General features: G+C 45.6%; 2 rRNA genes. Both read left to right on the top strand.

Going from position 1 to position 815, the window contains the following annotated elements:
- Window positions 1–234 (top strand): 16S ribosomal RNA (locus L5M28_RS23970); the annotation flags it as partial.
- Window positions 235–595: 361 nt separating this feature from the next.
- A 23S ribosomal RNA gene (locus tag L5M28_RS23965) occupies window positions 596–815 on the top strand; the annotation flags it as partial.

Genomic DNA, 815 nt, shown 5'->3' with positions numbered 1-815 from the left:
GGAGTCTGCAACTCGACTCCATGAAGTCGGAATCGCTAGTAATCGTGGATCAGAATGCCACGGTGAATACGTTCCCGGGCCTTGTACACACCGCCCGTCACACCATGGGAGTGGGCTGCAAAAGAAGTGGGTAGCTTAACCTTCGGGGGGGCGCTCACCACTTTGTGGTTCATGACTGGGGTGAAGTCGTAACAAGGTAGCCCTAGGGGAACCTGGGGCTGGATCACCTCCTTACCTATACGACTAACTCGATACTTTTGAGTGTTCACACAGATTGCTTGTTTATCTTCTCTTAGGAGAAGTCAGAGCGAAACATCCCTCTTGCAGGTAGATGTTGTTCTTTAACAATTTGGAAAGCTGATAGTATTTAATTGCATGAGTCTGTCATGTGATTAATTACAAAACGTTTAATGCGAAAGCATTGAACATGAGTTCTCAAACACTTTATTAAGTGTCTTGAATATTCAATAGTAAATTATTCTTTGCTGAATAGTTTACGTCTAAGGCGCGTCCACTTCTTTGGTCAGAAGTGAGACAAGTAAAACCAAGCTGGTCGCAATGCGGCKCAGATGAGTGAAACTCATTTGGGTTGTATGGTTAAGCGACTAAGCGTATACGGTGGATGCCTTGGCAGTCAGAGGCGATGAAGGACGTAGTAACTTGCGAAAAGCGTTGGCGAGCTAGTAACAAGCATTTGAGCTAACGATGTCCGAATGGGGGAACCCAGCAGCATAAGCTGTTATCGCAACATGAATACATAGTGTTGCGAGGCGAACGAGGGGAACTGAAACATCTAAGTACCCTTAGGAAAAGAA

Source organism: Shewanella sp. SW32, from assembly GCF_025653365.1.
GTDB lineage: Bacteria > Pseudomonadota > Gammaproteobacteria > Enterobacterales > Shewanellaceae > Shewanella > Shewanella oncorhynchi.
This window is presented reverse-complemented; position numbering and strand designations above follow the sequence as displayed.